This window comes from Duffyella gerundensis, assembly GCF_001517405.1.
Lineage (GTDB): Bacteria > Pseudomonadota > Gammaproteobacteria > Enterobacterales > Enterobacteriaceae > Duffyella > Duffyella gerundensis.
Genome location: NZ_LN907827.1, coordinates 3,093,433 through 3,117,184 on the forward strand (window position 1 = coordinate 3,093,433; position 23,752 = coordinate 3,117,184).

At 54.6% G+C, this 23,752-nt stretch carries 21 protein-coding genes and 1 other RNA gene; 7 read left to right on the plus strand and 15 right to left on the minus strand.

Annotation, left to right across the window (positions count from 1 at the left end):
• Positions 1 to 107: 107 nt before the first annotated feature.
• On the plus strand, positions 108 to 1,088 hold the full coding sequence (ygfZ, locus tag EM595_RS14265; RefSeq protein ID WP_067433431.1) for a tRNA-modifying protein YgfZ: 981 nt from the start codon (positions 108 to 110) through the stop codon (positions 1,086 to 1,088).
• 28 nt (positions 1,089 to 1,116) lie between these two features.
• Here the strand turns inward: ygfZ and trhA are convergent, their stop codons facing one another.
• Positions 1,117 to 1,770 carry a PAQR family membrane homeostasis protein TrhA gene (gene trhA, locus EM595_RS14270; protein WP_067433433.1) on the minus strand — a complete coding sequence of 218 codons (654 nt, stop codon included), beginning with the start codon at positions 1,768 to 1,770 and terminating at the stop codon, positions 1,117 to 1,119.
• Between the two features lie 198 nt (positions 1,771 to 1,968).
• Here trhA and EM595_RS14275 point away from each other — a divergent pair, with 198 nt between their 5' ends.
• Together EM595_RS14275 and EM595_RS14280 are read left to right on the plus strand one after the other, a co-directional pair.
• A complete protein-coding gene (locus EM595_RS14275) occupies positions 1,969 to 2,700 on the plus strand; it encodes a MurR/RpiR family transcriptional regulator (RefSeq protein WP_067433436.1) in 732 nt (243 codons plus the stop codon).
• Between the two features lie 134 nt (positions 2,701 to 2,834).
• Complete coding sequence (locus EM595_RS14280; protein ID WP_067433437.1) at positions 2,835 to 4,274, plus strand: 6-phospho-beta-glucosidase; 1,440 nt, start codon at positions 2,835 to 2,837, stop codon at positions 4,272 to 4,274.
• 71 nt (positions 4,275 to 4,345) lie between these two features.
• Here EM595_RS14280 and gcvP read toward each other — a convergent pair whose 3' ends face one another.
• From gcvP to EM595_RS14315, 7 genes are all read right to left on the minus strand, one after another.
• A complete protein-coding gene (gene gcvP, locus EM595_RS14285) occupies positions 4,346 to 7,216 on the minus strand; it encodes an aminomethyl-transferring glycine dehydrogenase (RefSeq protein ID WP_067433438.1) in 2,871 nt (956 codons plus the stop codon).
• A 117-nt stretch (positions 7,217 to 7,333) separates the two neighbouring features.
• Positions 7,334 to 7,720 (minus strand): glycine cleavage system protein GcvH, encoded by a 387-nt coding sequence (gene gcvH, locus EM595_RS14290; protein ID WP_067435509.1) that lies wholly within the window; start codon positions 7,718 to 7,720, stop codon positions 7,334 to 7,336.
• Between the two features lie 22 nt (positions 7,721 to 7,742).
• A complete protein-coding gene (gene gcvT, locus EM595_RS14295; RefSeq protein ID WP_067433439.1) occupies positions 7,743 to 8,837 on the minus strand; it encodes a glycine cleavage system aminomethyltransferase GcvT in 1,095 nt (364 codons plus the stop codon).
• 457 nt (positions 8,838 to 9,294) lie between these two features.
• The gene (gene ubiI, locus EM595_RS14300; protein ID WP_067433440.1) at positions 9,295 to 10,506 is read right to left on the minus strand and encodes an FAD-dependent 2-octaprenylphenol hydroxylase; all 1,212 of its coding nucleotides are present in this window, start codon (positions 10,504 to 10,506) and stop codon (positions 9,295 to 9,297) included.
• 13 nt (positions 10,507 to 10,519) lie between these two features.
• The gene (ubiH, locus tag EM595_RS14305; protein WP_067435511.1) at positions 10,520 to 11,698 is read right to left on the minus strand and encodes a 2-octaprenyl-6-methoxyphenyl hydroxylase; all 1,179 of its coding nucleotides are present in this window, start codon (positions 11,696 to 11,698) and stop codon (positions 10,520 to 10,522) included.
• 20 nt (positions 11,699 to 11,718) lie between these two features.
• The gene (pepP, locus tag EM595_RS14310) at positions 11,719 to 13,035 is read right to left on the minus strand and encodes a Xaa-Pro aminopeptidase (protein ID WP_067433441.1); all 1,317 of its coding nucleotides are present in this window, start codon (positions 13,033 to 13,035) and stop codon (positions 11,719 to 11,721) included.
• Between the two features lie 64 nt (positions 13,036 to 13,099).
• A complete protein-coding gene (locus tag EM595_RS14315) occupies positions 13,100 to 13,681 on the minus strand; it encodes a YecA/YgfB family protein (protein ID WP_067433450.1) in 582 nt (193 codons plus the stop codon).
• A 170-nt stretch (positions 13,682 to 13,851) separates the two neighbouring features.
• Between EM595_RS14315 and zapA the strand changes: the two genes are divergently transcribed.
• The 3 genes from zapA (at position 13,852) to EM595_RS14330 (ending at position 15,168) form a co-directional block, all read left to right on the plus strand.
• A complete protein-coding gene (gene zapA / locus EM595_RS14320; protein WP_067433453.1) occupies positions 13,852 to 14,181 on the plus strand; it encodes a cell division protein ZapA in 330 nt (109 codons plus the stop codon).
• Between the two features lie 39 nt (positions 14,182 to 14,220).
• Positions 14,221 to 14,404, plus strand: a non-coding RNA gene (ssrS, locus tag EM595_RS14325) — 6S RNA.
• Between the two features lie 164 nt (positions 14,405 to 14,568).
• Positions 14,569 to 15,168 carry a 5-formyltetrahydrofolate cyclo-ligase gene (locus EM595_RS14330; protein ID WP_067433456.1) on the plus strand — a complete coding sequence of 200 codons (600 nt, stop codon included), beginning with the start codon at positions 14,569 to 14,571 and terminating at the stop codon, positions 15,166 to 15,168.
• Positions 15,169 to 15,267: 99 nt separating this feature from the next.
• Here the strand turns inward: EM595_RS14330 and serA are convergent, their stop codons facing one another.
• Positions 15,268 to 16,506: a phosphoglycerate dehydrogenase gene (gene serA, locus EM595_RS14335; protein ID WP_067433459.1), complete on the minus strand. Its 1,239-nt coding sequence runs from the start codon at positions 16,504 to 16,506 to the stop codon at positions 15,268 to 15,270.
• Between the two features lie 372 nt (positions 16,507 to 16,878).
• The gene (gene rpiA / locus EM595_RS14340) at positions 16,879 to 17,538 is read right to left on the minus strand and encodes a ribose-5-phosphate isomerase RpiA (protein ID WP_067433462.1); all 660 of its coding nucleotides are present in this window, start codon (positions 17,536 to 17,538) and stop codon (positions 16,879 to 16,881) included.
• 194 nt (positions 17,539 to 17,732) lie between these two features.
• Here rpiA and EM595_RS14345 point away from each other — a divergent pair, with 194 nt between their 5' ends.
• On the plus strand, positions 17,733 to 18,638 hold the full coding sequence (locus tag EM595_RS14345) for a LysR family transcriptional regulator ArgP (protein WP_067433465.1): 906 nt from the start codon (positions 17,733 to 17,735) through the stop codon (positions 18,636 to 18,638).
• A gap of 33 nt (positions 18,639 to 18,671) precedes the next feature.
• On the opposite strand, the gene EM595_RS14350 is transcribed toward EM595_RS14345, so the two are convergent.
• The 5 genes from EM595_RS14350 to pgk form a co-directional block, all read right to left on the minus strand.
• Positions 18,672 to 19,394 carry an oxidative stress defense protein gene (locus tag EM595_RS14350; protein WP_067433467.1) on the minus strand — a complete coding sequence of 241 codons (723 nt, stop codon included), beginning with the start codon at positions 19,392 to 19,394 and terminating at the stop codon, positions 18,672 to 18,674.
• 134 nt (positions 19,395 to 19,528) lie between these two features.
• Positions 19,529 to 20,152 carry an arginine exporter ArgO gene (gene argO, locus EM595_RS14355; RefSeq protein ID WP_067433470.1) on the minus strand — a complete coding sequence of 208 codons (624 nt, stop codon included), beginning with the start codon at positions 20,150 to 20,152 and terminating at the stop codon, positions 19,529 to 19,531.
• Between the two features lie 154 nt (positions 20,153 to 20,306).
• Positions 20,307 to 21,194, minus strand: a complete 888-nt coding sequence (gene mscS / locus EM595_RS14360) for a small-conductance mechanosensitive channel MscS (RefSeq protein ID WP_067433473.1) — start codon at positions 21,192 to 21,194, stop codon at positions 20,307 to 20,309.
• A gap of 183 nt (positions 21,195 to 21,377) precedes the next feature.
• Entirely contained in the window at positions 21,378 to 22,457 is a 1,080-nt protein-coding gene (gene fbaA, locus EM595_RS14365; RefSeq protein WP_067433476.1) for a class II fructose-bisphosphate aldolase, read from the minus strand.
• Between the two features lie 101 nt (positions 22,458 to 22,558).
• Entirely contained in the window at positions 22,559 to 23,722 is a 1,164-nt protein-coding gene (gene pgk / locus EM595_RS14370; protein WP_067433479.1) for a phosphoglycerate kinase, read from the minus strand.
• Between the last annotated feature and the right edge of the window lie 30 nt (positions 23,723 to 23,752).

Consider the following 23,752-nt stretch of genomic DNA (forward strand, 5'->3'; position numbering starts at 1 on the left):
CTCATGACGTATCACGCCTTTTGTGCGCCCTTTTCCGGAAACAGGTTGCAAAGACGCGATGCTCTTTTAACATGAATACCATTGTCGTACATTGCCAGGATACTTTTATGCCACGCTTTAGCTTACCGCCACGTCAGCCCGCCGCCTCGGCTCGCCTGCCTTTAACGTTGATTTCTCTGGAAGAGTGGGCGCTGGTCAGCGTGCAGGGCGCAGACAGCACCTCTTATCTGCAGGGCCAGCTGACGCTGGATGTCGCCGCACTGGATGCCAGTGCGCATAAACTCGCCGCCCACTGTGATGCCAAAGGCAAAATGTGGAGCAGCCTGCGGTTGTTTCATCGCGGTGAGGGTTATGCGTATGTTGAGCGTCGCAACCTGCATGAAACGCAGATTGCTGAACTAAAGAAATATGCCATTTTTGCCAAAGTGACCATTGCCGCCGATGAAGATGCGGTGCTGGTTGGCGTTGCGGGTTTTCAGGCGCGTGCCGCGCTGACCGGGCTGTTTGATACCTTGCCTGATGCCGCGTCGCCGGTGGTGCAACAGGGTGAAAGCACGCTGCTGTGGTTTGAACAGCCAGCCGAGCGCTTCATTATTGTTACCTCGCTGGAACAGGCGCAGGCGCTGCAAAACAAACTGGCCGGTGAAGCGCAGCTCAGCGACAGCGCGCAATGGCTGGCGCTGGATATCGAAGCGGGACTGCCGATTATCGAAGATAAAAACAGCGTGCAGTTTATTCCTCAGGCGACCAATCTTCAGTCGCTGGACGCGATCAGCTTTAAAAAAGGCTGCTACACCGGCCAGGAGATGGTGGCACGCGCCAAGTTTCGTGGCGCCAACAAGCGCGCCCTTTACTGGCTGGCAGGCAGCGCCGGTCATGTGCCGGTAGCAGGCGATGCGCTGGAGATGAAGCTGGGTGAAAACTGGCGCCGCACCGGCACCATTCTCAGCGCCGTGCAGCTCGATACCGGTGAAGTATGGGTGCAGGCGGTCATGAACAACGACCTCGAACCCGCTACCCCGTTTCGCCTGCAGGGCGATGAAGGCGGCGCACTGGCGATCAAACCGCTGCCTTATGTGATTGAATAACGGATTCAGGGGCCATACGGCCCCTTTTTTACATCACGTATAAATAGATAGCGAGGAAATGGCACAGGCTGCCGCCGAGCACAAAACCGTGCCAGATGGCGTGGTTATAAGGGATACGTTCCGAGACGTAGAAGATGACCCCCAGCGAATAGATCACGCCACCTGCTGCCAACAGCCAGATACCTGCCGCCGGTAGGATCAGCGCCAGCTGATAAATCACCACCAGCGAAAGCCAGCCCATCAGCAGATAGGTTATTACGGAAAGTTTTTCAAAACGGTGCGCTATGGTGAATTTGAAAATAATGCCCGCCAGCGCCAGACCCCAGATCACCACCATCAGGCCGTGCGCCAGCGGAGATTTTAATCCTACCAGCAGGAAAGGCGTGTAGGTCCCGGCAATCAGCAGATAGATGGCGCAGTGATCGAACTTTTTCAGCCAGTACCGCGCGGCCGGATGCGGAATGGAATGATAGAGCGTGGAAGCCAGAAAAAGCAGAATCATGCTGCCGCCGTAGAGGCTGTAACTGACGATAGCCACTGCGTCAGCCTGCGCCGCCCAAGCCTGATTCAACAGTAGCACCAGGCCGATAATGCCAAACAGACAGCCAATGCCGTGGCTGATGCTGTTGGCGATCTCCTCCGCCACAGAATATCCCTGCGCGGGTAATGGGGTTTTCGCCATAGGTTCCTCAAATGCTGTTATCGCGCCGCAGGATGCAGCACGAATAGCCTATCTGAGAATTATTTCAGTGTACACGTGTACGCCGTAATATTTTGTGTAGCGCGGTAACGGAAAGCGCGCCGTGCGCCACAGACGATATCAGCCATGCCCTAAAGTCTGATAAACTCGCGCCTCATTGCTTCAGGAAACGCTTTTGTTATGTTCACTCATACCGCACTGGCTTCGCTAAACGATCTTGAAATGCAGGTTTATCAGGTGGTTATTAAGCAATCGGAAAATGTGATGTACATGACGATTCGCGAACTGGCCGATGCGGCAGGCGTATCCACCACCACCGTGCTGCGCTTCTGCCGCAAAATGCAGTGCGAGGGTTATGCTGAATTTCGTGTGCGCCTGAAGCTCTATCTTGAGCAGGAACAGCAGCCGCCTATTCATTATGGCGTGAATGAAATCGTCAGCTTTTTTAAAAGCATTAATAACGATGAGTTTGAGCATTTAATAGCACAGGCGGTTGCGCATATTATTGACGCGCGGCGGGTTATATTTGTTGGCGCCGGCACATCAGGCACACTGGGTAAATATGGCGCACGCTTCTTCTCTAATATCGGTAAATTTAGTAGCCACATTGATGACCCTTATTTCCCGGTTAATAGCGATATGTATAAAGATGCGGTGGCGATTATTTTATCCGTGTCGGGTGAAACGCCGGAAATATTGCGCCTTGCCAGCCAGTTCAGCCTACATCGCTGCAAAATCATTAGTTTGACCAACAGCGAAAACTCCTCGCTGGCCAAAATCGCCGATTTCAATCTCTCTTATCACATGCCCCTTATTCGCGTAAACGGCGGCTTTGATATCACGACCCAGGTGCCGGTGCTCTATATTCTGGAAACCATTGGCCGTCAGCTGGCGCAATATCTGCCGAAATAAAACAGCCTGTTTTTTCAGTGTGACAAATTACAAATTGTCTCCGGCGTTATATCGTGACATTCAATTCCGCTTTGCTAAACTCGCCGCATTAACAGAAAAATGTTATCAGTCCAGCAAAATAAATGAGGGGTTTGATGAGCCAGTTTCAGCAGTTACCAAAAGATTTCCTCTGGGGCGGCGCGGTTGCCGCACATCAGGTTGAAGGCGGTTGGGATCAGGGCGGCAAAGGCGTCAGCATCGCTGACGTGCTGTCCGGCGGTTCACACGGTGTCGATCGCGTAATGACCGATGGCGTACAGCCCGGTTACAGCTACCCCAATCATCAAGGCGTGGAATTTTATTCCCGCTATAAAGAGGATGTGGCGCTGCTGGCAGAAATGGGCTTTAAATGTTTTCGCACCTCCATTGCCTGGACGCGCATTTTCCCGAATGGCGATGAGCAGGAGCCCAACGAAGCTGGCCTGCAATTCTATGACGATCTGTTTGATGAACTGCTGAAGCACGGCATTGAACCGGTGATCACCCTTTCTCACTTTGAGATGCCTTACCACCTGGTTAAGCATTATGGCGGCTGGCTAAACCGTGACGTGGTTGATTTCTTCGTACGTTTCAGCGAAGTGGTGATTGCGCGTTACCAGCACAAAGTGAAGTACTGGATGACCTTCAATGAGATTAACAACCAGCGCGACTGGAAATATCCGCTGTTTGGCTACTGTTGTTCTGGTGTGGTGTTTACCGATCATGAAAAGCCTGAGCAGGCGATGTACCAGGTAATGCACCATCAGTTTGTCGCCAGCGCGAAGGTGGTGAAACTGGGCCATGCGATCAACCCTGACTTACACATTGGCTGCATGATCGCCATGGTGCCGATCTATCCATTCTCCTGTCATCCCGATGATGTGATGTATGCCCAGGAAGCGATGCGTCATCGCTATGTCTTCAGTGATGTACAGATGCGCGGCGCATGGCCTACCTATGCACAGCTGGAATGGGCGAAAAAAGGCTATCAGATCGACATGGCGCCAGAAGATGCACAGACGCTGCGCGATGGCTGCGCGGATTACATCGGCCTGAGCTATTACATGAGCAATGCGGTCAAGGCCGATGCCGAGGGCGATGCCTCCGGCGTGGCTGACTTCAAAGGCAGCGTACCGAACCCGCATGTGAAAGCCACCGACTGGGGCTGGCAGATCGATCCGGTTGGCCTGCGTTATGCGCTGTCGGCGCTGTATGAGCGCTATCAAAAACCACTGTTCATCGTGGAAAACGGTTTTGGTGCCTACGACAAAATCGGCGACAGCGGCATCATTGAAGATGATTACCGTATCGATTACCTGCGTGCGCATATCGAAGAGATGAAAAAAGCGGTGTTTGACGATGGCGTGGAGCTGATGGGTTATACGCCGTGGGGCTGCATCGACTGCGTCTCTTTCACCACCGGACAATATGATAAGCGCTACGGTTTTATCTACGTCAACAAACATGACGACGGCAGCGGCGATTTTTCCCGCGCGAAGAAAAAGAGCTTCAGCTGGTATCAGCAGGTGATTGCCAGCAACGGTGAGCAGCTGTAACACACCGTGCTGTTTATCTGATAACACACAATAAAAAGCCGGGCATTGCCCGGCTTTTTTTATGCGCAAAATTACTGGTAGTCGCCGATCGGCACGCAGGAACAGAACAGATTGCGGTCGCCAAAGACGTCATCAAGGCGCTTCACCGTTGGCCAGTATTTGTTTTCGCTGCCGCCAGGAAACACCGCCAGCTCACGGCTGTAAGGATGCGTCCATTCACCGACGATCTCTTTCTGCGTATGCGGAGCATTCACCAGCGGGTTGTCTTCAGCAGACCATTCGCCTGCGGCAACGCGATCGATCTCCATACGAATCGCCAGCATGGCATCGATAAATCGATCCAACTCGATTTTGCTTTCCGATTCCGTCGGCTCCACCATCAGCGTTCCGGCTACCGGGAATGACATGGTCGGCGCATGAAAACCGTAATCGATTAAGCGCTTGGCGATATCCAGCTCGCTAATGCCGGTCTGCTCTTTCAGCGGTCGAATATCCAGAATACATTCGTGCGCCACATGACCGTCACGACCGGTATAGAGAATTGGGTAGGCTGATTTCAGACGGCTGGCGATGTAGTTAGCGTTTAAGATCGCCACTGAGCTGGCCTGTTTTAGCCCTTCCGCGCCCATCATGCGGATATACATCCAGCTGATCGGCAGAATCGATGCGCTGCCGAACGGGGCAGCGGACACCGCGCCCTGCTGCGTCAGCAAGTCGTCGATTTGCACCACGCTGTGACCTGGCACGAACGGCGCCAGATGCGCTTTAACGCCGATAGGGCCCATACCTGGACCGCCACCGCCATGTGGAATGCAGAAGGTTTTGTGCAGGTTCAGGTGCGAAACATCCGCGCCGATGTAACCTGGCGTGGTGATGCCCACCTGCGCATTCATGTTGGCGCCGTCCAGATAAACCTGGCCACCAAACTGATGCACGATTTGGCACACTTCACGGATGGTTTCTTCGTACACGCCGTGCGTTGACGGATAAGTCACCATAATGCAGGAGAGTTTGCTGCCCGCCTGTTCGGCCTTGATGCGCAGATCGTGCAGGTCAATGTTGCCCTGTTTGTCACAGGCGACCACCACCACCGACATACCCGCCATCTGCGCAGATGCTGGATTAGTGCCGTGCGCCGAACTCGGAATCAAACAGATTTCACGCTCACCTTCATTGCGGCTTTCATGGTAGCGGCGGATAGCCAGCAGGCCAGCATACTCGCCCTGAGCGCCAGAGTTTGGCTGCATGCAGAGTGCGTCATAGCCGGTCAGCTGCACCAGCCACTGCGACAGCTGGCCGATCATCTGCAAATAACCGCCCGCCTGTTCTGCCGGGCAGAAAGGATGCAGCTCGGCAAATTCCGGCCAGGTAATCGGAATCATTTCCGCCGCCGCGTTCAGTTTCATGGTGCAGGAGCCGAGTGGGATCATCGCCTGATTCAGCGCCAGATCCTTTTTCTCCAGGCTGTGCATGTAACGCATCATCTCAGTTTCGCTGTGATGACGGTTAAATACTGGATGCGTCAAAATGGCATCGTGACGCTGCAGTGCTGCTGGAATAGAGCTACTGTTGCTCGCCGCGCGATCGAGCGCCTCAATATCCTGACCGTGATCGTCGCCAAGCAGGATAGCGAACAGCGTAGCGACATCTTCACGGCTGGTGGTTTCATCCAGCGTAATACCGACGGCGTTGAGAATATCGCTGCGCAGGTTGACGCCAAAGCTCAGCGCACGATTCAGCACTGCTGCCTTGTCGGCGACCTCAATGGTTAAGGTGTCGAACCAGCTGGTATAGCGGCATTTCAGGCCGCCCTGCTGCAGGCCGGCAGCCAGAATATCGGTCAGGCGATGGATGCGGCTGGCGATGCGCTGCAGGCCAACCGGGCCATGAAATACCGCATACAGGCTGGCGATATTGGCTAACAGCACCTGTGAAGTACAGATGTTGGAGTTGGCTTTTTCACGACGAATATGCTGCTCGCGCGTTTGCATCGCCATGCGCAGCGCGGTATTGCCCGCAGCATCGCGCGATACGCCAATGATGCGTCCCGGCATCGAACGTTTGTGCTCGTCGCGGGCAGCGAAAAACGCCGCATGTGGCCCGCCGTAGCCCATCGGCACACCAAAACGCTGCGCCGATCCGAATACGATATCGGCGCCCTGCTTGCCTGGCGCCTCCAGCAGCAGCAGTGACATAAAGTCTGCCGCTACGCTGACCACCACTTTACGTGCGGTGAGTTCGGCAATCAGCTGACGATAATCATGCACTTCGCCACCGGTGCCCACCTGCTGTAACAGCACGCCAAACAGCGAGTCATGCTCAATCGCTTTCTCTGCGCGATCGACCAGTACCTCAAAGCCGAAGGTTTCAGCACGTGTGCGTACCACGTCCAGTGTCTGCGGGTGAATGTCGTCAGCGACAAAAAACTTATTGGCGTTTTTTAGCTTGCTGACGCGCTTCGCCATCGCCATCGCTTCGGCGGCGGCGGTGGCTTCGTCCAGCAGCGAGGCAGAGGCGATATCCAGCCCGGTTAAATCCAGCGTCAGCTGCTGGAAGTTCAGCAGCGCTTCGAGACGACCCTGCGACACTTCTGGCTGATAAGGGGTGTAAGCGGTATACCAACCGGGGTTTTCCAGCATATTGCGCAGGATAACCGGCGGCGTCAGCACCGGGGTATATCCCATGCCGATGTAAGATTTGTAACGCTGATTCTGACTGGCAATCGCTTTTAGCTCGGCCAGCGCCTGATGTTCCGTCATCGCTTCGCCGACCGCCGGTGGCCCCGGCAGCTGAATATCCGCGGGTACAATGGAAGCGATCAACGCATCGAGAGAATCTGCGCCGATCGCCTGCAACATGTCGTGCTGCTGCTGTAGTGACGGGCCGATATGGCGCTCAATAAATGCACCGGTATGTTCAAGCTGACTGAGAGTCTGGGTCATTAGCGGTAAATCCTGCATCGGGCATGGTGAATAAAAATCCCTTCGATAAGCAAAGGGTGCAGGCGAGGCTGGCCTCGCCCAGGCCCTTTCTCGCGGACAAAAAGGGCCAACGCGGGTTTACTCTTCGATAGACGCCTTGTAAGCGTCAGCATCTAACAGGTCGTCCAGTTCTGATGCATCGCTGGCCTTGATTTTAAACAGCCAGCCATCGGTATAAGAGCCACTGTTAACCAGCTCTGGCGAGTCCGTCAGCGCATCATTCACCGCCACGACTTCGCCGCTTAACGGTGCATAAATATCGGATGCGGCTTTAACTGATTCGGCTACGGCACAGTCATCGCCAGCGGTATAAATCGCGCCAACATCAGGCAGATCGACAAACACCATATCGCCCAGCAGCTCCTGTGCATGTTCGGTGATGCCAACGGTGTAAGTGCCGTCCGTTTCTTTGCGCACCCATTCGTGGCTGTCGCGATATTTCAATTCATTAGGTACATTGCTCATCGCCATTCTCTCCTGACGTAAATTACTGGACCGGCTTACCGGCACGAACAAAAACGGGTTTAGTGACGTCAACCGGCATTTCGCGGTTGCGAATCTGCACGATGGCACGCTGGCCAATTCCGGCTGGTACACGTGCTAAGGCGATGCTGTAGCCCAGCGTCGGTGAGAAGCTGCCGCTGGTAATAATGCCCTGCTGTTGCTGACCGAGTTCATCGGTGAAATGCACCGGCAGCGCATTACGCAGCACGCCTTTTTCACGCAGGATCAGTCCCACCAGCTTCTCGCTGCCATTGGCGCGTTGCGCTTCCAGTGCCTCACGACCAATAAACTGACGATCGGCCGGTTCCCAGCTCACCGTCCATGCCATGTTGGCGGCCAGCGGCGAGACGCCTTCGTCCATCTCCTGACCATACAGGTTCATGCCCGCTTCCAGCCGCAGCGTGTCACGCGCGCCCAGCCCTGCCGGTTTCACCCCAGCAGCGATCAGCTGCTGCCAAAAGTCAGCAGCCTGCGCGGCAGGCAGGGCAATCTCATAACCTGCTTCGCCGGTGTAACCGGTGGTGGCGATAAAAAGATCGTCAGCCTGCACGCCAAAGAATGGCTTCATGCCGGCCACGGCCTGCCGTTGCGTGTCGCTGAGTAAAGAGTGCGCTTTTGCCTGCGCCTGCGGACCCTGCACGGCAATCAACGCCAGATCGTCACGTTCGATCAGCTCAACGGCAAAAGGCGCGGCGTGTTCGCGGATCCATTGCAGATCTTTTTCACGCGTGGCGGAATTCACTACCAGACGGAAGAAATCCTCCGCCATGAAATAGACGATCAGATCGTCAATAACGCCGCCGGAAGCGTTAAGCATGCCGGTATAAAGCGCCTTGCCCGGCTGCGTCAGTTTGGCGACGTCATTAGCCAGCAGGTAACGCAGAAAATCACGGGTACGGCTGCCGTGCAGATCAACGATGGTCATGTGCGAGACATCAAACATGCCGGCATCGTTGCGCACCGCATGGTGCTCGTCCATCTGCGAGCCATAATGCAGCGGCATCATCCAACCATGGAAATCGACCATACGTGCACCGCAGGCCTGATGCTGTTCATACAATGGAGTCTGTTGAGTCATAACTATCCTGTGCATAAGCAAGTCGTTATTTTCTGGCGTTTTTACCGGCCGGAATGGCCGACGCAAACGTTATCTTTATCCTGACGTTATCACCTTCAATCGGGATTAACCATAAGCAAAACAGGGTCGAAACCGTTGCGCTGCGCTTTCTACTCGCAGGCGCTAACAGCGAATATAACCAATTATTTTTATGAAAGCAGAGGATTGAACCGCATCTGAAGGCTGCAACCAGTAAAATTGTGCGCAGGCTCGCGTTTGTTGATTTTTTTATTCACCGCTACCTCACCTTTCGAATGAGAAAATCTAATCCGATTACGCAGCAAAATTAGAATTATTCAAATGAAGGATCGTTACGGGGCGGGCGCGCACCAGCAGAGTGCAAAGGCGGCAAAACAGCGAGGGATGAGCAAACCAGAAGCATAAAAAAGGCCAGCAAGCTGGCCAGTTATCTGTTGGATTAGCGCGGCTGGCGTAGCCATTCCGGCAGGTCATTCAGACCCATCGCTTGCCTGAGCATCAGCGGCTTAACGCCCGGCAGGTTATTTGCCAGCTTCAGGCCCACATCGCGAAAGAGTTTTTTAGCGGGATGCGTACCGGCAAACAGCTCACGAAAACCTTGCATGCCTGCCAGCATCATAGCGGCACTGTGTTTGCGGCTGCGTTCATAACGACGCAGATAAAGATGCTGACCGATATCTTTGCCCTGTGTATGCAACCGCTTAATTTCACCAATCAACTCGGCGGCATCCATAAAGCCAAGATTGACACCCTGTCCGGCCAACGGATGAATCGTATGGGCGGCATCGCCGACCAGCGCCAGCCGGTGCGCGGCAAAATTACGCGCATAGCGCGCCACCAGAGGGAAGGTGTGTCGCTCGCTCTCAACCTGACACAGACCAAGACGCATATCGAACGCTACCGAGAGCTGCTGATTAAACAGCGCAGCGGGCATCGACTGCAGGCGTGAAGCCTCCTGCGGTGAAATCGACCAGACGATCGAGCTAAGATGCGGATCGCTCAGGGGCAGAAACGCCAGAATGCCTTCGCCATGAAACACCTGACGTGCCACGCCATCGTGCGGTAGATCCGTGCGCACATTAGCGACCAGCGCATGATGTTCATAATCCCAAAAGGTGAGCGGAATATCCGCTTTGTTACGCAGCCAGGAGTTGGCACCATCGGCGGCAATCAGCAAGCGGGCGCTCATCATGGTGCCATCCTGCAGCGTCACGAACGCTTCGTTATCGCCAAACGCCACCTGCTGCAGCTGCGCCGGAGCAATCAGCGTCACTTCGCTGAGCGAAGATGCACGCTGCCAGAGTGCCTGATGAATCACCTGATTCTCAACGATGTGGCCAAGGTGCGACAGCCCCTGCTGTTCATCGTCAAAGCTAATGGTGCCGAAGCTGTCCCGATCCCACACCTCCATGCCGTGATAGCAGCTGGCGCGTAATTCAAGAATGGAAGACCAGACGCCAAGATGCTGCAGCAATGTCTCGCTGCCTGCATTGATCGCCGATACGCGCAATCCCGGCGCGTCATCAGGCTGGAAGGGCTGCGGCTGCGCCTTTTCCAGCACCGCCACGCGCAATCCGCTGCCCTGCAAACCACAGGCTACGGCGAGCCCAACCATTCCGCCACCGGCGATTATCACATCATAAGTTTGCATTCAAAGCCTCATGTTAACGCTTAACCCAGCCCAGCGTACGCGACGCCAGCTGGTTGCGCAGTAACGGTAAATTGTCCATGGTCATCAGCCCCAGATTACGGCCAACAACTAACGGAGAGTAGCGATTGGCAAACAGGCGCACCAGGCTGTCGGTGACACCAATGGTTGCCTGTCGATCGGGCTGCCGACGCTGTTGATACTGCTGGAGAACGTTAAAGCTGCCGATATCCCTCTGTTGGTGATGCGCTGCGGCCAATGTTTCCGCCAGCGACATCACATCGCGCATGCCCAGGTTGAATCCCTGGCCAGCGATCGGATGCAGCGTTTGCGCCGCATTACCCACCAACGCCAAACGGTGGCTGATCTGCTGATTGGCCTGCTGCAGCGCCAGCGGATAACAGCTGCGCGTGCCGACCTGCGTGAAACGTCCCAGCCGCCAGCCAAAGGCGCGCTGTAGCTCGGCGAGAAACTGCGTATCGCCCCAGTTTTCAACCGCGTGACGCTTTTCCTGCGGATGACACCAAACCAGTGAACTGCGCCCGCCTGACATCGGCAACAGCGCCAGCGGCCCGTGTTCGGTAAAGCGCTCAAAAGCGCGGCCCTGATGCGCGATCTGCGTGGAAACGTTAGCGATCAATGCCACCTGTTGATACGCCTCCTGCTGCCAGTGAATGCCGCAGGAGGCGGCCAGCGGCGAACGCGTACCATCGGCAGCGACCAGAAGTTGTGCCGTCAACGTCTCGCCGTCAGCGAGCGTAACCTCGACGTTATCCTGCTGCCGGGAAACCGTTTTTACCGATGCCGGGCAGCGCAGGCTAATGCCCGGTGCCTGCTGCAACAGCGTAAACAGGCGCTGGCCGACTTCGTGCAACTCGACCACCTGCCCCAGCGCCCGCAACCCATAATCCTGTGCATTGAGAGAGACAAAACCCGCGTGGCCGCGGTCGCTTACGTGCACATGGGTAATCGGCGTGGCCAGGCTTTGCAGAGCAGGCCATAAACCAATGGCCGCCAGCTGTTGGCAGGTACCCTCAGCCAGCGCAATTGCACGACCATCGTAGCCAGGATGCGCATTGCTGCCCGGCTGGCGCGCTTCGATTAAGGTAACCGGTAACGTGCCCTGAGTCAGCGCGGAAATGGCCAGCGCCAGCGTGGCGCCGGTCATGCCACCGCCCGCAATGATGATGCTCATTTTGCCGCCGCCATTGATGCTCATTTTGCCGCCGCCATTAATGCCTCAATCTCAGCCGCCTCTTTAACCACGCTGGCGGTGAGATTCTCATTACCTGTTTCGGTAATCACAATGTCATCTTCAATGCGTACGGCGATACCGCGATATTCAGCAGGCACGTCAGCATCTGGCGCTATATAGAGGCCAGGCTCAACGGTGAGCACCATGCCCGGCGCCAACGTGCGGGTGCGCTCGGAGGTGCCATAGTTTCCGACGTCATGCACATCCAGTCCCATCCAGTGACCGAGGCCATGCATGTAAAACTGACGATGTGCAGAATCTGCAATCAGCTCGTCAACATCGCCCTGCATAACGCCCAGCTTCACCAGGCCAGAGACCATAATGCGCACAACAACGTCATTCACTTCGCGAATGCTGATGCCGGGGCGAAACAGCGCCAGCGACTGATTCAGGCAATCAAGGACGATGTCATAAATAGCACGCTGCGCGGCGGTAAATTTACCGTTAACCGGATAGGTACGCGTAATATCGCCAGCGTAGCCGTGTAACTCGCAACCGGCGTCCACCAGCACCAGATCGCCGTCGCGCAGCTCACTCTCGTTTTCGGTGTAATGCAGGATACAGCCGTTTACGCCGCCGCCGACAATGGTGTTATAGGCCGGGAAGCGAGCACCGTGACGAATAAATTCATGCTCAATCTCGCCCTGCAGCTGATATTCATACATTCCGGGCCGACAGGCTTGCATGGCGCGTGTGTGGGCCAGCGCGCTGATCTCACCGGCACGGCGCAGCACGGCTAGCTCCTCAGCGCTTTTGAACAGACGCATTTCGTGCACCCAGGGACGCCAGTCAGTGACGGTTGCCGGCGCCGAGAGGTTTTTACGAAAGCCGCGGCGCAGTGTTTCCAGCGCGTCGAACAGCTGGCGATCGGCGTCGGCGTATTCGCCCTGAGCGTGGTACACCACATCCAGACCATTTAACAGCAGATGCAGCTGCTCCGGCAGGTCGCTCCAGGGAAGCGCACGATCAACACCGAGTTTCTCAGGCGCGGCATCCTGCCCGAGACGGCGGCCAAACCAGGTCTCCGCCGTCAGATCGCGAACCCGGTTAAACAGCACGCTGTGGTTATGCGTTTCATCGCTTTTAATCAGCAGCAGCAGCGCTTCCGGCTCATTAAAACCGGTGAAGTACCAAAAATCGCTGTTCTGGCGATAAGGATATTCGGTGTCATTGCTGCGCGGCGCTTCCGGTGCGGCGAAAATCAGCGCGGCGCTGGCCGGGGCCATACGAGACAGCAACGCCTGACGACGTTGCTGAAAAGTGTTCAGCGTAATCATTATCTGCACTCCCTGTTAAATGGACGTTTATACCCCGGCGGTCACTGCGCCACGCGCGGCTAAGTTAGTGTAGCGTCGGTTTTTTTTGCACTTCATGCGCGGTGGGTGACTGATGGGTAAAAGAACTGAAGCAAAGCACGGCGGCAACGCGTACGTATTCGATCACCTCTTCCAGCGACTGCTCCAACTCTTCCTGATCTTCATCCTCATCATAGCCAAGTTGGGCAATGGTGCGCAGGTCGTCAATCGCTTCGCCCGTCTCGCCGGTGACCTTATCCAGTTTAGTTTGCGTCACGCCTAAACCCAGCAGGAAATGGTTAACCCATCCGGCCAGCGCATCTGCACGATCGAAGACGGTAATATCGTCGCCTTCTGGCAGGTAGAGCTGGAACATAAAGCCATCATCTTCTAGTGCATCCAGCACGCTGCCGTGCAGCAGCAGCAGCGGCTGGGAAACCGCCTGTGGAAAAGCCAAACCTTCATTAATCAAATCGTTAACCAGCGGCTTCCAGCTGTGGTCGAGATTGCCGCCGCAGATAATGCCACTCAGTAATCCGTGGATTTCGGCGGGCGTCATGCCGACGCCCTGCTGGGTAAGTACGGCTGCCAGGGTGTCGTAGTCTGGCGCAGAGTTCTGTAAAGACATAAGTATTCATCGTCGTTGGCGGAATAAGTTCATGGTATGCTACCACCAGGTGCCGCAACGATTCCAGAAAAGGGGTTGTAACTTATTTAGCGGGTCTATATAGTGGCGCCCCTCCCAAGCCATTGAACGGTAAGGGTGAAGCGGGCGCAGTAATCAGTCGGGAAGGTTCAATGTCGGCACAACCGGTAGATATACATATTTTTGGCCGTTCTTTACGAGTAAATTGTCCGCCAGAACAGCAAGATGCTTTAAATTTGGCGGCGGAAGATCTCAATCAACGGTTGCAAGATTTAAAAGTTCGCACTAGAGTCACAAATACAGAGCAGCTGGTGTTCATCGCTGCGTTGAATATTTGCCATGAGCTGGCGCAGGAAAAAAGCAAGACCCGCGACTATGCTGCTAACATGGAACAACGCATCCGAATGCTGCAGCAGACCATTGAGCAGGCATTACTTGAGCAAGGTCGCATTACTGAACGCCAGGGTGCTAAGTTCGAATAGTACTTCATGGTTACTGTGATAGAGTAACGGTGAAGCAAATTTTCTCTGAGATGTTTGCAAGCGGGCCAGTCCCCTGAGCCGATATTTCATACCAACAGAGTGTGACGCTCTGCTACCTGTGTGCATGCTCGGTCCGTCCGAGAAGCCTAATGGTTGCGACGGCATACTCACCTTGAACCAAGGGTTCAAGGGTTACAGCCTGCGGCGGCATCTCGGAGATCTCCCCTCTTCTATCACCCTTTAAGTACCAGCACGTTACACGTGAAAAAAATCACTTCTTATGCCTTAACTCTTGCTGTGAGCAACGCTTTTTTCATCCTGCACTTCTTCTCGTTAATCATCCTGTTATAGTGATTTTATTCACTTTCCGCGTTAGCAGGTAACTCAATGCCGTCGCTCTCATTACGTGACAGACAGGATATCCGCAGCCATATTCGGCATCTGCGCCGCTCGCTCTCTGCTGCGCAACAGCAGACGGCAGCCGATCGGGTTGCTGAACACGCCATCAATTTCGCCCCGGTCACGCAAGCGCAGAACATCGCTCTGTTTCTCTCCTTCGACGGCGAGCTGAATACCCGGCCGTTGATAGCGCGTCTCTGGCAGCAGCATAAAAACGTCTTTTTGCCTGTCCTGCATCCTTTTGCACGCGGTCAGCTGCTGTTTTTGCGCTATACGCCAGAAAGCGACCTGCGCCTTAATCGTCTGCGCATTCCGGAGCCGCCACTGGACGTGCGTCATATTATTCCGCTGTCTCAGCTGGATATCATCATGATGCCGCTGGTTGCTTTTGACAGTTACGGCCAGCGGCTGGGCATGGGCGGTGGATTTTACGATCGCACGTTACAGCACTGGCAGCAGCATCGCCTGGCCACGATCGGCCTGGCGCACGATTGTCAGCATGTGGATGCCTTGCCGGTCGCAGAATGGGATGTACCGCTGAGCGCAGTGATTACGCCAGCAAAACTGTGGCAATGGGATTTAACATGAGGAGAGAACGGATGCGCTTACAGAGCATAGGGGAAACAAAATAGCCCGCCGCCTGAAACAGGCATGCGGGCCGGGACATCAGCAGTGAGCGTCGTTAAATCAGTAGAGCAGGCGCGCGCGCATGGTGCCTGGAATGGCCTTCATCAGCTGTAGCGCTTTATCCGCTACCGTTTGATCGGCATCGATGTCGATCACCACGTAGCCCATATACGGCGTGGTTTGCAGGAACTGGGCGGCGATGTTGATGCCTTGCTCAGCAAAGATCTGGTTGAGCGCGGTCAGCACGCCAGGACGGTTCTCGTGGATATGCAGCAGTCGGCTGACATGCTCGCCATGAACTGGCAGAGAGACTTCCGGGAAGTTAACCGCAGAGAGCGTTGAACCGTTATCGGAGTACTTAGCCAGCTTACCGGCCACTTCAATGCCGATATTTTCCTGCGCTTCTTCGGTGGAACCACCAATGTGCGGCGTCAGAATCACGTTGTCGAACTCACACAGCGGCGACGTGAAAGGATCGCTGTTGGTTGCCGGCTCGGTAGGGAAAACGTCAATTGCGGCGCCAGCAAGGTGTTTACGCTTCAGCGCATCGCACAACGCAGGAATATCCACTACCGTACCGCGCGAGGCGTTGATCAGCAGCGCGCCTGGCTTCATCCAGGCCAGCTCTTTCTCACCGATCATATCCTGCGTTGAGGCAGTTTCCGGCACGTGCAGCGTGACGATATCGCTCATTCCCAGCAGTTCGCTGAGCTGGTTAACCTGAGTGGCATTGCCCAGCGGCAGTTTATTCTCGATATCGTAAAAATAGACGTGCATGCCCAGGCTTTCCGCCAGCACGCCAAGCTGCATACCGATGTGGCCATAGCCGATGATGCCGAGCTTTTTGCCGCGCGCTTCATAGGAGCCAACCGCCAGCTTGTTCCAGATACCACGGTGCGCCTTGGCGTTCGCTTCCGGAATACCGCGCAGCAGCAGCAGCAGCTCGCCGATCACCAGTTCTGCAACAGATCGGGTATTAGAGAAAGGTGCATTAAACACCGGAATACCGCGCTGCGCCGCAGCATTGAGATCAACCTGGTTAGTGCCGATGCAGAAGCAGCCAACCGCCACCAGTTTTTCTGCCGCCGCGAAAACTTCTTCCGTCAGCTGCGAGCGCGAACGGATGCCGATGAAATGCGCATCGCGAATTGACGCTTTCAGTGCTTCTGTATCCAGCGCACCTTTATGAAATTCGATGTTGGTGTAACCCGCAGCACGCAGATTTTCCAGCGCGCTTTGGTGCACGCCTTCCACCAGCAGGAATTTAATCTTGTCTTTCTCCAGTGATACCTTTGCCATTTCCCGACCCTATTATGCAGACTTCAGATGGAGCTGATGATCGGCAGCTGTACCCATGCAAAAGAGCGTTTCTCCTGTCCGTCACGATTCAGCACGGTGACCAACCGGACAATTCTCTTCTGCCTGCGTCAGCTAACCAGATATAAGCCAGCCTTCTGCCAAAATAACAAAATTTACGTATGGAGCAATACAAACGATTGCCTGGCATGCAGCACAGGCAGAGCGCCTGTTGCTGCGACATGGCACAAAATCTGGTTAAGGAATTTAGCCCCAGAATGTTAGCAATGTCAGCGTGCTGTTTGTGACATAAGTCACTAAATATTGCGGGTTAACAAAAGTTACGTTTTAGCGGAAAAAACTCAGCGCTGCAGATCATTTCTCAATGGTTCGCACGCCATTTGGACCGCCAATCAATGCCACGTCGGCTCCGCGGGCAGCAAACAGCCCTACCGTCACCACGCCAGGCAGCGCGTTAATGGCCTGCTCAAGCGCAATCGGCTCCATGATACGCAAGTTGTGCACATCCAGAATGATATTGCCGTTATCGGTAATCACATGCTGGCGATATTCCGGCAGACCACCCAGCTTAACCAGCTCGCGGGCAACAAAACTGCGCGCCATCGGGATCACCTCAACCGGCAACGGAAAGTGCCCCAGCACGTCGACTTCTTTTGACGCATCGGCGATGCAGATAAACCTGGTCGCCACGGCGGCAATGATCTTTTCGCGCGTTAATGCCGCGCCACCGCCTTTGATCATTTCCATTTGCGGATTGATTTCATCTGCGCCATCGACATATATCGCCAGCGAATCGACCTCGTTCAGGTCAAAAACGGGAATGCCCAACGCCTTCAGTTTTAACGTCGAAGCTTCCGAACTGGATACCGCACCGTCAATCTGGTGTTTTATCGTGCCCAGCGCATCAATAAAATGCGCGGCGGTGCTGCCGGTGCCCACGCCAACAATCGTGCCGGGCTGGACATATTCCAGCGCGGCCCAGCCTACGGCCTTTTTCAGTTCATCCTGAGTCATGATATAAACCTGTGCTGCCACTAAGTTGAGGCGCGTAGTATAAATCAAGCTTCTGTGAAAGTGCGCATAGCACAGAGAGCGATTCGCAGCTTTGTAAGCCAGCCCACAAAACACACTGTAACGAGAAGTACCCGGCAACAGGCTGTTTTATGGCATAGTGCAGAAAACCATCCTGAGAGAGAAACAGAACGCTAATGAAACGCCCGGATTATCGAACGCTTCAGGCGCTGGACGCAGTGATTCGTGAACGCGGCTTTGAGCGCGCGGCACAAAAGCTTTGCATTACGCAGTCAGCGGTCTCACAGCGTATCAAACAGCTGGAAAATCTGTTTGGCCAGCCGCTACTGGTGCGCACCGTGCCGCCCCGCCCCACCGAACAGGGACAAAAACTGCTGGCACTGCTGCATCAGGTTGAGTTGCTGGAAGAGGAGTGGCTGGGCGATGAGAACAGCGGCACCACACCACTGCTGCTGTCGCTGGCGGTCAATGCCGACAGTTTGGCGACCTGGTTACTGCCTGCGTTAAAAGATGTGCTGGCTGATTCACCGGTGCGCCTCAATTTGCAGGTGGAAGATGAAACACGCACTCAGGAGCGCCTGCGCCGCGGTGAAGTGGTCGGCGCGGTAAGTATCCAGCCGCAGCCATTACCCAGTTGCCTGGTCGATCAGCTGGGCGCGCTGGACTATCTGTTTGTTGGCTCGCCCGACTTTGCCACCCGCTATTTTCCCAACGGCGTCACCCGCTCAGCGCTGCTGAAGGCACCTGCGGTGGCGTTTGACCATCTTGATGATATGCATCAGGCGTTTCTGCAGCAGAACTTCGATCTCTCTCCCGGCAGCGTACCCTGCCATATCGTCAACTCGTCAGAGGCCTTTGTGCAGCTGGCAAGACAGGGTTCAACCTGTTGTATGATCCCGCACTTGCAGATTGAGCGCGAGCTGGCGAATGGCGAACTGGTGGATTTAACGCCGGGACTGCTGCAGCGACGCATGCTTTACTGGCACCGTTTTGCGCCCGAAAGTCGCCTGATGCGTCGGGTAACGGATGCGCTGCTGGCGCATGGTCATCGCGTGTTAAGACAAGATGCGGAGATGATCTAAAAAACAGGGCGGGATGCCGCCCTGTTAACTGATTTACTGCGGCTGAAGCTGGAACACCACATCAACTTGATCGTCAAAGTGGATGCTCTGCTGCTCATAGGTTTGCTGCGCGGTCGTGTCCGCCATTGCCGAAGCTGATTTATACATGCGTGCCACCGGCATTGGCTGATAATTTGAGACGTGATACCGCACGCTCCATACCGCGCCAAGCTTGCTGTGGAAACCTTCAGCCAGTGCCTGTGCCTGCTGGGTCGCATTGGCAATTGCTGCCTGGCGCGCTTTATCCTTGAACGCTTCCGGGTTGGCTACACCTAACTCAACCGAGCGAATCTCATTCAGACCCGACTTCAGCGCACCGTCCAGCAGCTCATTAAGCTTATCGAGCTGGCGCAATGTGACCTGCACCTGACGCACGGCACGGTAGCCTTTCAGCACCGCTTTGCCCTCTTTGGTGTAATCATATTCCGGCTGCGTACGCAGGTTAGCGGCATCAATATCTTTTTTCTCAATGCCATTTTTATTCAGAAAATCAAAATACTGTGCGACGCGATCGTCAGCCTGTTTCTTTGCCTCTGCGGCTTCTTTAGACGAAACATTCACTTCGATAGCCAGCGTGGCGATGTCAGGCGTTGCGTCAACGCTGGCCTGGCCAGACGTCACAACGTGCGGGCCGTTAGGCAGTTCTTCCGCCTGAGAAACCAGCGGCAGCGTGCCCATTGCCATCAGGGCTGAAAGAGCCAGAGCTTTCATTTTCACCAAAGTCCTCCTTGAGGGGTTATCGCTAAAAGATGGGATTACAACGCCAGCTTGCCTGAGCAGCAAGCGGTTTTCCATGTGCGATGTTCTGAGTTTTCATTGTGGCAAAAGTTCCGCCAACGCGCGCGAACTCTTTAGTGAAAACCGGCAATGCCCTGTTGCGCCAGGCGAAACGCGATAAACCACATGATGACACCCACCAGCAAATTGATAATGCGCTGGGCAGCGACCGTGCGCAGAACCGGTGAAAGCGATGCCGCTAACAGCGCCAGGCCAAAAAACCAGGCCAGCGAGGCACTAATGGTGCCAAAAGCAAACCAGCCACGTGCCGCCTGCGGTAGCTGACTGCCCAGGCTACCCAGCACCACAAAAGTATCTAAATAAACGTGCGGATTAAGCCAGGTCACCGCCATCATGGTGGCAACAATCCGCCAGCGGCTCTGCTTTGCCACCGTTTCGTCAGCCAGCGACAGGTTACGATTACAGGCAATGCGTAAGGCACCAAAGCCATACCACAGCAGAAATGCTACGCCGCCCCAGGTGACCAGATTAAGCAGCAGCGGTGACTGCGTTAACAACGCGCTGCCGCCAAAAATCCCGGCACAGATCAGCACCATATCGCTCAGGCTACAAAGCGCGGCGGTCATAATATGAAACTGCCTACGCACGCCCTGATTGAGCACAAACGCATTCTGTGGGCCTAAAGGTAAAATAAGCGCCAGACCAAGCATAACGCCTTGAAAATAATAGGAGAGCATGCCGTTTTCCCGTTATGGCTATGAACAGACGCAGTGTAAATCGCGACCACTATTAGTGGAAATTCAAAATAGTGATAGAGCATTAGCGCAGCTGATAACCTGACAACCGACATAAAAAAAGGAGCCCTCAGGCTCCCTTATTCAATACAGCGTGTTATTTGCTGAGCGACACTTTTTGCTCAGCATCCGGCTGCGCAGGCTCAGCACGATGCAGATGCACATCCATCTGTGGATAAGGAATACCGATGCCGTGCTCGTCCAGCTTGAGCTTGAAGTTCTTCATCAGATCCCAGTAAACATTCTGCAGATCGCCGCTGTTGCTCCAGCAGCGCACCACGAAGTTCAGCGATGACGCTGCCATTTCGTTCAGGCCAATCTGCACGCCTTTTTCCTGCAGTACGCGTGAATCGGCATCAACCACTTCGCGCAGCAGCGTCAGCACCTGATCGACATCCGCATCATACGCGACACCGATAATGAACTCGTTGCGTCGTACCGGCTCGCGCGAGAAGTTGACGATGTTACCGGAGATAATTTTGCTGTTCGGCACCACCACAATTTTGCCATCGGCGGTACGTAACGTGGTAGAGAAGATCTGCACGCTTAATACCGTGCCCATCACGCCGCCGAGATCGACAAACTCACCGGTGCGGAACGGACGCAGCGTGACCAGCAACACGCCAGCCGCCAGGTTAGAGAGCGATCCCTGAAGTGCCAGGCCAACGGCCAAACCGGCTGCACCCAGCACGGCAATCACCGAGGCGGTTTGCACGCCAACCCGTCCCAGCGCGGCAATCAACGTAAAGGCAATAACGCCATAACGCACCAGCGTGGCCAGAAAGTCAGAAACCGTGTCATCAATGTGACGCGCGCGCAGCAGACGCTTGACGCCGTTAGAGATAATCCGCGCGATGATCATACCGATGATCAAAATGGCGATAGCGGCCACGATGTTTACCGCATAACTCAGCAGCAGCGCCTGATTGCGCACCAGCCAGCTCCCGGCGCTGTTAATGCCATCAACTACATGCAAATCTTCCATCTGTTAGCCCTGTTGTTGTTCCTGAAAAGAAGCATTATTGCCGAAGCGCTTCGGCAATCCACAGAGAAAGGGTAACTAATAAATAACGGATACGCCAAATCCCCGTTGAATTTGCTCTGTTTTTTGAGCTGATTCCATAAAAAAAGGCCCCGAAGGGCCTTATTTTGTACAAACTTTCGCAGCTTACAGCACGTCGACAGCGTTCAGTTCCTGGAACGCCTGCTCTAAACGCACAACCATAGAAGATTGTGACGCACGCAGCCATACGCGTGGATCGTAGTACTTTTTGTTTGGCTTCTCAGCGCCTTCCGGGTTACCCAGCTGCGCCTGCAGATAGCCTTCGTTCTTTTTGTAATACTGCAGAATGCCGTCCCAGGTTGCCCACTGGGTATCGGTATCAATGTTCATCTTGATCACGCCGTAGCTGATAGATTCTTTGATTTCTGCAGCAGAAGAACCGGAACCACCGTGGAACACGAAATCCAGCGCGTTGTGCGGCAGATTGTGTTTCTTGGTCACGAATTCCTGAGAATCACGCAGGATGGTTGGGGTCAGCTTCACGTTGCCTGGCTTGTAAACGCCGTGCACGTTACCAAAGGAAGCGGCGATGGTGAAACGTGGGCTGATAGCGCTCAGTTTCTCATACGCGTAGTTCACATCTTCTGGCTGGGTGTAAAGGGCTGATGCGTCCATGTGGCTGTTGTCGACGCCATCTTCTTCACCACCAGTACAACCTAATTCGATCTCCAGCGTCATATCCAGTTTGGCCATGCGCGCCAGATATTTGCTGCTGATCTCGATGTTTTCTTCCAGTGATTCTTCAGACAGGTCGATCATGTGTGAAGAGAACAGCGGCTTACCGGTTTTCTTGTAGTGCTCTTCGCCCGCGTCCAGCAGACCGTCGATCCACGGCAGCAGTTTCTTGGCGCAGTGGTCAGTGTGCAGGATAACCGGCACGCCATACTGCTCGGCCATCAGGTGAACGTGCTGTGCACCGGCGATAGCACCGAAAATAGCGGCGCCCTGTGGCTTGTCAGTTTTGAAACCTTTACCCGCGATAAACGCGGCACCACCGTTGGAGAACTGGATGATGACCGGCGCTTTTACTTTCGCGGCAGCTTCCAGTACGGCATTGATGGAGTCGGAACCCACACAGTTCACTGCAGGCAGAGCAAACTTGTTCTCTTTGGCGACTTTAAAGATTTTCTGCACGTCATCACCGGTGACAACGCCTGGTTTTACGAAATCAAAAATTTTAGACATCTCATAGGTCCTGTTTTGTCGGCCGTGTATACGGGGTACAAGGGATTTAGCGCCCTTGCGGGCAATATTTCAGGCAGGACACTGCGCCTGCCTCCATAAGGTTACTGTTTCGCACGCTCTTCGAGCATAGCAACAGCTGGCAATGTTTTACCTTCCACGAATTCCAGGAAAGCACCGCCACCGGTTGAGATGTAGGAGATTTTATCCTCGATGCCGAACAGATCGATAGCCGCTAAGGTATCGCCGCCGCCAGCCACAGAGAACGCGTCGCTGTCCGCGATCGCATTGGCCACAATTTCAGTGCCCTTGCGGAAATTAGGAAACTCAAACACGCCTACTGGGCCGTTCCACAGGATGGTTTTGGCATTTTTCAGAATGTCAGCCATCGCCTGTGCGGTTTCATCACCGAAGTCCATAATCTCTTCGTTTTCCTGAACGTCGGAAACTTTTTTCACCGTTGCCGGGGCAGTTTCAGAGAATTCTGTGCCGACGCGGGAGTCAGTCGGTACTGGAATACCGTATTGATCGCGCAGGTCTTTCGCTGCTGCCACGAAGTCTGGTTCATAGAGTGATTTACCGACCTTGTTGTCGATCGCGACGAAGGTATTCGCGATGCCGCCGCCAACGATCACGGTATCAGCAATTTTCACCAGCGATTGCAGTACATCAAATTTGGTAGAGACTTTTGAGCCGCCAACCACCGCCACCAGCGGACGTTCCGGGTTGCTCATTACTTTACCCAGCGCTTCCAGTTCAGCCGAGAGCAGCGGGCCAGCGCAGGCAACAGGTGCAAATTTTGCCACGCCGTGGGTCGAAGCCTGCGCGCGGTGTGCGGTGCCAAAGGCATCCATTACAAATACATCGCACAGTGCCGCGTATTTTTTCGAGAGGGCTTCGTCGTCTTTTTTCTCACCTTTGTTGAAGCGCACGTTTTCCAGCACAACCAGTTCGCCTGCGCCTGCTTCAACGCCATCAAGGTAATCTTTTGCCAGCGTAACGTTGGTGCCGTTCAGTTTCTCTTTCAGGTAGTTAACCACCGGCAGCAGAGAAAACTCTTCGTTATACTCGCCTTCAGTTGGACGACCCAGATGAGACGTTACCATCACTTTAGCGCCCTGCTTCAGCGCCGCTTCGATGGTTGGCAGCGAAGCACGAATACGTGCGTCGGACGTCACTTTTCCTGCTTTTACCGGTACGTTCAGATCCGCACGGATCAGAACACGTTTACCTGCCAGATCCAGATCGGACATCTTAATTACAGACATGGTGAACCCTCTCGTTGATTCTCATCTAAT

Coding starts and splice junctions, on each gene's coding strand:
- ygfZ (WP_067433431.1), top strand. CDS start 108: ATGCCACGCTTTAGCTTACCGCCACGTCAGCCCGCCGCCTCGGCTCGC.
- trhA (WP_067433433.1), bottom strand. CDS start 1,770: ATGGCGAAAACCCCATTACCCGCGCAGGGATATTCTGTGGCGGAGGAG.
- EM595_RS14275 (WP_067433436.1), top strand. CDS start 1,969: ATGTTCACTCATACCGCACTGGCTTCGCTAAACGATCTTGAAATGCAG.
- EM595_RS14280 (WP_067433437.1), top strand. CDS start 2,835: ATGAGCCAGTTTCAGCAGTTACCAAAAGATTTCCTCTGGGGCGGCGCG.
- gcvP (WP_067433438.1), bottom strand. CDS start 7,216: ATGACCCAGACTCTCAGTCAGCTTGAACATACCGGTGCATTTATTGAG.
- gcvH (WP_067435509.1), bottom strand. CDS start 7,720: ATGAGCAATGTACCTAATGAATTGAAATATCGCGACAGCCACGAATGG.
- gcvT (WP_067433439.1), bottom strand. CDS start 8,837: ATGACTCAACAGACTCCATTGTATGAACAGCATCAGGCCTGCGGTGCA.
- ubiI (WP_067433440.1), bottom strand. CDS start 10,506: ATGCAAACTTATGATGTGATAATCGCCGGTGGCGGAATGGTTGGGCTC.
- ubiH (WP_067435511.1), bottom strand. CDS start 11,698: ATGAGCATCATCATTGCGGGCGGTGGCATGACCGGCGCCACGCTGGCG.
- pepP (WP_067433441.1), bottom strand. CDS start 13,035: ATGATTACGCTGAACACTTTTCAGCAACGTCGTCAGGCGTTGCTGTCT.
- EM595_RS14315 (WP_067433450.1), bottom strand. CDS start 13,681: ATGTCTTTACAGAACTCTGCGCCAGACTACGACACCCTGGCAGCCGTA.
- zapA (WP_067433453.1), top strand. CDS start 13,852: ATGTCGGCACAACCGGTAGATATACATATTTTTGGCCGTTCTTTACGA.
- EM595_RS14330 (WP_067433456.1), top strand. CDS start 14,569: ATGCCGTCGCTCTCATTACGTGACAGACAGGATATCCGCAGCCATATT.
- serA (WP_067433459.1), bottom strand. CDS start 16,506: ATGGCAAAGGTATCACTGGAGAAAGACAAGATTAAATTCCTGCTGGTG.
- rpiA (WP_067433462.1), bottom strand. CDS start 17,538: ATGACTCAGGATGAACTGAAAAAGGCCGTAGGCTGGGCCGCGCTGGAA.
- EM595_RS14345 (WP_067433465.1), top strand. CDS start 17,733: ATGAAACGCCCGGATTATCGAACGCTTCAGGCGCTGGACGCAGTGATT.
- argO (WP_067433470.1), bottom strand. CDS start 20,152: ATGCTCTCCTATTATTTTCAAGGCGTTATGCTTGGTCTGGCGCTTATT.
- mscS (WP_067433473.1), bottom strand. CDS start 21,194: ATGGAAGATTTGCATGTAGTTGATGGCATTAACAGCGCCGGGAGCTGG.
- fbaA (WP_067433476.1), bottom strand. CDS start 22,457: ATGTCTAAAATTTTTGATTTCGTAAAACCAGGCGTTGTCACCGGTGAT.
- pgk (WP_067433479.1), bottom strand. CDS start 23,722: ATGTCTGTAATTAAGATGTCCGATCTGGATCTGGCAGGTAAACGTGTT.